The sequence below is a fragment of the Streptomyces sp. NPDC007162 genome (genome assembly GCF_040634175.1).
Lineage (GTDB): Bacteria > Actinomycetota > Actinomycetes > Streptomycetales > Streptomycetaceae > Streptomyces.
Genome location: NZ_JBEYFC010000519.1, coordinates 1 through 6,166 on the forward strand (window position 1 = coordinate 1; position 6,166 = coordinate 6,166).

Here is a 6,166-nt window from a genome sequence, read left to right on the forward strand (position 1 = left end):
GCGTCTGGTCCGGAACTGGCTCCTCAGGCTCAGGCGCCGGTCGACGATCAGAGTGCGCCTTCGGGTGGTCCGACCGTGTCGGCTGAGGGCCAGACGGGCGGAGCGCCCGTGGGTCAGACGGATGGTCAGGGGCAGGGTCAGGCGTCTGGTCCGGAACTGGCTCCTCAGGCTCAGGCGCCGGTCGACGATCAGAGTGCGCCTTCGGGTGGTCCGACCGTGTCGGCTGAGGGCCAGACAGGCGGAGCGCCCATGGGGCAGCTCACCTACCCGAACAGTAGCCCCTATGGGTATGGGTCCTATACCTCGGGACAGGCGTATTCGCCGGGAAACCCATACGGTGGCGAGGCGAATCCGAATCAGGGTACGTCGTACGGCAGCGCTCGACCGAGAATGCTCTACCGCATCAAGGCAGACCCGCCCACTGTCGAGCGGCGGCCGAGCACCGACGTTCCGGCCATGCCGAGGATGGTGGTGGAGGCGCCCGCGTCGCCTCGGGTGGAAGTGGGGGAGTTGCAGGTGCCGGCGTCGCCTCGGGTGGAAGTGGGGCAGTTGCAGGCGCCACTGTCCCCCCGGATGGAAGTGGCGCCGCCGCTGATTCCGGAGGGACAGACGTCGCCTGTGAAGAATGAGCCCACGGGACTGCCTGGTTTCTAAGGTGTCCCGCACGGCGCGTGGCATGTCACGTTCATTGAGTGTGCGGCGAACGGGAGCGCGGACGGCATGGCAGACAGCAGCACGAATGGAAGCGGCGACGGTGGGTCCACTGACTACCAGGACTGGACCTGGAAGCAGATCAAGAAGGCCGTCACCGGAATGGATCCCGACCAACCGACGAGCGATGCGGCCGCCTCGCAGCTGTCCGATCCGCAGACGCTCCAGGATGCTGCGGACACCTTCTGGTACGTGGAGCAGGTGTTGCAGCAGGTCGCCCAGAACCTCGGCGACCAGACCCAGGCGTTGAGCGGGCAGAATGGGCCGTGGCAGGGGGAGGCGGCGAAGGCCTTCAACTCTGCCATGACGTCTCTGTCCAAGCAGGTGACCGACATGGCCAACGCGCTCTCCGGCGGGATCACCGGCGACTACAACGTCCCGCAGCAACTGGCCAACAATGCGCAGCATCTGCGAGAGGCCATCGCAAAGCTCAATGACATCGACGCCTGGTATGCGCAACAGGCTCTGAAGATCGACCCGAGCCTCATGATGTCGAACGGGAAGGTCGAAGTCCACAAGCTTCCCCAGGTCGTCAACATGATGACCAACGATATGCGACAGGTGCTCACCACTCTGGCGGGCCACTACAAGGTCACCCAGGACTCCGTCGCCCAGCCGAACATGCCGAAGGACCCCACCAACGGCAATCCCAACTCGTCCGGAATGCCCAACTATCAGGATCCCAATTCCTACTACAACAATTCCATCCCGAACTACAATCCAAATTCGTACTCCAGCAATGATCCCAATTACAACCCAGCGAACTACAACCCGGCGAACTACAACCCCAACGACCCGTACTCCAGCAAAAACTCCACGCAAAACTCACCGAACTACGACCCCAACGCAGTGAGCCCTTACGCCGGCGGCAAGACCCCCAGCTACGACGCCCCCAATCTCGACGCGAACGGGCCCGGCACCGGCACCGACATCCCCGACTACAGCGGCAACTCCCCGACCGACGTCAACGGCCCGCAGCTCTCGGGCGGGCAGACCAACGCGAACGTCCAGCCCTCCAACATCCCGACGGACCTGCCGGGGGCGGGGAGCCTGGGCGACGCTTCGGCGAACAGCCCGCTGGACCAGAGCCCCGCCCAGTACCCCGGCGACACCTCTTCAGGACAGTCCGGAGCTGCCAACGGCACACTCGACCCCGCGATGGACGCGGCGCTCAACCCCAACTCCTCCAACGGTCTTGGCACGGACAACGGTGCCGCCATCACTCCGTTTCCAAACGTGGGATCGAGTTCGGGCTCTCCCGCGGATTCGACGGCTGGTTCCAAGACGTCCCAGAAGAGCGCCTCCCCGTACTCCGGCGCCCTCAACCTGGACTCTCCGGGACTCGGCGGTAGTGGGTCGAGCGATCCCGCCGACGCCGGCGTCGCCGCGTATCCCGGTGCGAACATGCCCAATGTGGACACGTCCGGAACCTCGGCTCCGAGTTCGCTCTCCGGTTACCCCGACACGGGCCTGGACTCCAATGCGCCCGCGCTCTCCAACTCGGCTCTGGAGACCGGAGCGCCGGCACCGAGCGTGAGTGGGTATCCGGGTGCCTCGGATCTTGGTGGCGCGGGCATGCCGATGATGCCGATGGGTATGGGTTCTGGCGGTTTGGGTGGGGTGGGGTCGGAGGGGGCTCGGTCCGATGCGTCTGGTCTGCTGGGTGGGGATGCCGCGCCGTGGAAGGGGTCACCGTCGCTGGCGGGTGCGCCGGGTGAGGTGACCGGTGGTGCCGGTCAGGGGGGTCCCGGTCTGAGCCTGCCCGAGAACCAGCCGTCGTTGAGTGAGCCTGGTGTCAGCGCATATCCGGGTGCGTCGGATCCGAGTGTTGGTGGCGCGGGCATGCCGATGATGCCGATGGGTATGGGTTCTGGCGGTTTGGGTGGGGTGGGGTCGGAGGGGGCCCGGTCCGATGCGTCTGGTCTGCTGGGTGGGGATGCCGCGCCGTGGAAGGGGTCACCGTCGCTGGCGGGTGCGCCCGGTGAGGTGAGTGGTGGTGCGGATCAGGGGGGTCCTGGTCTGAGTCTGCCGCAGGGTCAGCTGGACGCGAACGGGGAGCCGACTTCGGAGGCGGGCCTCGCTGAATCCGGTATGCCGATGATGCCGATGATGCCGATGATGCCGATGGGCGGCATGGGAGCCGGCGCCGCGAACGGTGAGCGGGAGCACCAGCGTTCCGACGCCTCCGGCCTGCTGTTCGGCACGTCCGAGCCGTGGTCGGCCGCGGCGCTGGGAGGAGAGGCCGAGATCGGCTCCCCGTACGGTGCTCGGCACGACGAGGGACGCCTGGAGCTGCCGAACGCATATGGCCTGCCAGACGCCCTCCATCCCGAGCGATCGGCGGCAGCGGAGTTGTCCGGCTCCGAGCATTCTGCTTTCCCGGCGGCAGAGGCGTTCGCCGCCGGTGTGCTGGGAGGGATGTCGTTCGCCGCGGCAGCGGGAGCCGCCGGGGCAGATTCCGGAGAAGAGGCCGGAGACAATCGTCACCACTCGCCGCAGGCCGACACCTCGGCGTGGGGAGAACCGGAATGGTGGACAACCGGGTTCCCCGTGCCGGAACCGGCACCGGCGGAGAGTGGCCATCAGCCTGCCCGGGGCGAGCAGAAGGCGGCCCAACAGCCACCGCTCCAGCAGCGGGCGGCGCCACAGGTGGAGGAGGAGGCCGGGAGTTGGCGCGAGTCGGCTGAGCACCGTGACGAGCCGGGGACGCACGGGCACGACCAGGCGTTGCCGCCTGCCCAGCAGGAGCCGGTCCACGGGGGACTGGCGGAGGAGGCGTTCGATGAGGCGGCGGTTCCCGAGGCTGCCGGGGACGACGACACGGGCACGTGGGATTCGGCACCGGGCTCACTCCTTCCTCTGTTCGGTGTGCACGGGCCGGGCACCGACGGTGATCTGGGCGCGTCGACCGAAGCAGACCGACAGGATGCCGCTGTCGCGACGACGGTCGCGGCCGGTGCGTACGCGATGGGCCGCGCGGTCGGCACGGCCCAGGAGAGGGGCGAGCCGGTACGGCCCGCCTGGCGGCCCAAGGCGTCCGGCAGCGCCCCGGTGGAGCTGACGTGCGCCTTGGACGAGCCGGAGGAGGAATCCGGTGCGCAGCAGCCCGAGTCCGAGAACCCGACGGCGGCCGCCAACGGCAAGGACACAGGCAAGGGCAAGGGCAAGGGCAAGGGCGAGGGGGAGGATCGCGAGGAGGAGCAGAGCAGCATCGCTGACCTGCTGCGCCAGAGTGAGGACGTGTGGGGCGGCGACAGGGGTGGTAGGGGAGTGTTCGGCTGACGGTACGGCCCGCAGGTGACCTTTGCCCAGGCAGGCAGACGCGGCTGTACGTGAGTCCATCGACGGCCGTCCGGGCTTGGCCTGCGGGTGCCGCCCGGGGTTGACTCGGGTCCGTCCAGGCAGCCGCGCGACGTTGAGGAGAGCCAGGATGCCGTCACCGTACGATCAGCAGATCGAGGAGTTGCTGGCCGAGTACCGCGATGCGCGTGAGCAGGCGGTCGAGACCCGTCGCCGGATCAACGAGGTGAAGGCGACGGCGACCGCCCCCCGGCAGGTGGTGAAGATCACTGTGGGGGCGCAGGGCCAGGTGACGGCGTTGGAGTTCCCGACGGCCGCGTACCGCAACCTGCCTCCCAAGGAGCTGTCGAAGGTGATCATGGCAACTCTTGAACAGGCCCGAGCACAGGCGTTGTCGGCCGTCTCCGAGGTGACGCTCGGTCGTATGCTCGGCGGAGCGTCACCGGCCGATCTGCTGAACGGGCGTGTCGATCCACGCTCGCTGCTGCCGGAGGAGCTGGAACTGCCGGAAGCGGTGCGGGCCTACGTGGAGCACGGGCTCGGCGGGGCGGGGGGAGGCGGCAACCATGAGTGAGCAGCAGCAGCAGTCGTCGTGGAACGAACCGCTGCGCGTCGACACGGACCTGATGAGGCCCGCGATCCCCAGGCTCATGAGTCTCGCCCACCGGCTGAGGTCGGCGGGAGAGAAACTGCAGAACACCAGCGAGTCCCTTCGCGGATGCGAGGGCGGCGACAAGACCGGGCAGAAGTTCGATGGGCAGTACCAGGGGCCCCACCACGATGTGGTCACGGCCGCGTTGCAGGGCGGCGCGGTGCTGGAGGACTCGACGGGGCAGGTGGCCGACATGGTGAAGGCCTTCGAGGCGAGTGAAGAGAACGCGGCTGCGACCGGTAACGCGCTGAGGTCGCAGATGAATCCCGGTTGAGGGCCTCGCCCGTGACGCAGCAAGCGGTGGTCCGGCTGTGGTGAGAGACCCTGCTGGAGACAGTGGGGCAGGGCACAGCAGAGCCCCGCGCTCGTGGGCAGCGCACTGCCCCGTGCGGTCGGACCGATATCTGGCAAGAGTGGACGGTGGAAGCAGAGATGAGCAGCGCGTCGGAAGGCCAGGCGCCGCCGCAGGAACAGGCCCCAGCGGCAGGGGAAGTGGTGCCCGGCAGCGAGGAGGCCGCTCCGCAGGACGGCAGCGCCGGCGACGAGATGCCGCCCGTTCCCGACCACATCCGCGAGGCGGCTCGGCAGGCCCCCGACCACTGGTTCGGGATGATCGACCCCACCTGGTCGGGGGAGGGCGTGCCGCCCGACTGGGCCATGGTCGGCCAGTGGCGCTCCGACCTGGACGGCGAGATCGTGGAGTGGCGGGACAACGAGGACTACCGTCCTTCGCCGGCCGCGCTCGGATGGCCGGAGCCGACCGACCCGGTGGACGCGGCGGTGCAGCTCGCGGCGACGGGTTACGGCCCCGCGGAGGACGTGACGCGCGCTCTGGCCACGGCCGAGGTCGCGGCGTTCGTCGCGCCGGGCGGCGGGTTGCTGACCGCGGTGGCACCGGACGACGAGTCGCCCATCGTGCCCGTCTTCACCTCACCGGATTACCTGCACGCGGCCGGCCGTCTGTCGTTCCGGTCCATCAGGGTCCCGGAGTTGCTCGACCAACTCCCCGAGGGCCATCTGATCTACCTGAACGCGTCGGCTCCGGTCAGCATGACGGTCGAGTCGGACGTGCTGCGCGAGGCGGTGGAGGCCGCTTCGGACGTGGACGGGGAGGACAGCTGGCTGGGTGACCTGGACGACATACTGCCCGCCGCCGAGCCGGCGGGCGGCAGCGTCGGCGTCGGCATGACCGACGTTCCGACCGGCGACGCTCTCTGACGCTGCGCCGCCGCACCACCGTGAGCTGCAGCGCGGGCCGGCGTCGGTACGCACGGGCGGGCAGACCCAGGTGTACGGGAGGCCGTGATCAGCCGGAAGCGGTGGGAGTTCCGGCAGTCGGCAGGTTGACTCGGTCCTCCAAGGTGCCCACACACGTACTGCCGTTTGGACGGATGACATGGCGCGGGTCCACGCGACCTCCGACGGCCTGCTGACGGTCCTCGACCGGCGGGCGGCTCCGGGCTCGGCCCGCAACCGCGCACCGGTGCGCCGTCGGCCTCGGCC

At 68.9% G+C, this 6,166-nt stretch carries 4 protein-coding genes; all 4 read left to right on the forward strand.

Annotation, left to right across the window (positions count from 1 at the left end; genetic code table 11):
- The first annotated feature begins 720 nt into the window (after positions 1-720).
- The 4 genes from ABZ646_RS37890 to ABZ646_RS37905 all read left to right on the forward strand — a co-directional run bounded on the left by ABZ646_RS37890 (position 721) and on the right by ABZ646_RS37905 (position 5,881).
- The gene (locus ABZ646_RS37890; RefSeq protein WP_360529631.1) at positions 721-3,993 is read left to right on the forward strand and encodes a WXG100 family type VII secretion target; all 3,273 of its coding nucleotides are present in this window, start codon (positions 721-723) and stop codon (positions 3,991-3,993) included.
- 148 nt (positions 3,994-4,141) lie between these two features.
- Complete coding sequence (locus tag ABZ646_RS37895) at positions 4,142-4,585, forward strand: YbaB/EbfC family nucleoid-associated protein (RefSeq protein ID WP_360529634.1); 444 nt, start codon at positions 4,142-4,144, stop codon at positions 4,583-4,585.
- Positions 4,578-4,937, forward strand: coding sequence for a hypothetical protein (locus ABZ646_RS37900; protein WP_360529637.1), 360 nt, complete (start codon positions 4,578-4,580; stop codon positions 4,935-4,937). Before ABZ646_RS37895 ends, ABZ646_RS37900 begins: the two co-directional genes overlap by 8 nt.
- A 158-nt stretch (positions 4,938-5,095) precedes the next feature.
- On the forward strand, positions 5,096-5,881 hold the full coding sequence (locus ABZ646_RS37905) for a type VII secretion system-associated protein (protein ID WP_360529640.1): 786 nt from the start codon (positions 5,096-5,098) through the stop codon (positions 5,879-5,881).
- Positions 5,882-6,166: the final 285 nt, after the last annotated feature.

What these genes read in the sequence shown, in the direction of transcription:
- ABZ646_RS37890 (WP_360529631.1), top strand. Translation starts at nt 721, where the DNA reads ATGGCAGACAGCAGCACGAATGGAAGCGGCGACGGTGGGTCCACTGAC.
- ABZ646_RS37895 (WP_360529634.1), top strand. Translation starts at nt 4,142, where the DNA reads ATGCCGTCACCGTACGATCAGCAGATCGAGGAGTTGCTGGCCGAGTAC.
- ABZ646_RS37900 (WP_360529637.1), top strand. Translation starts at nt 4,578, where the DNA reads ATGAGTGAGCAGCAGCAGCAGTCGTCGTGGAACGAACCGCTGCGCGTC.
- ABZ646_RS37905 (WP_360529640.1), top strand. Translation starts at nt 5,096, where the DNA reads ATGAGCAGCGCGTCGGAAGGCCAGGCGCCGCCGCAGGAACAGGCCCCA.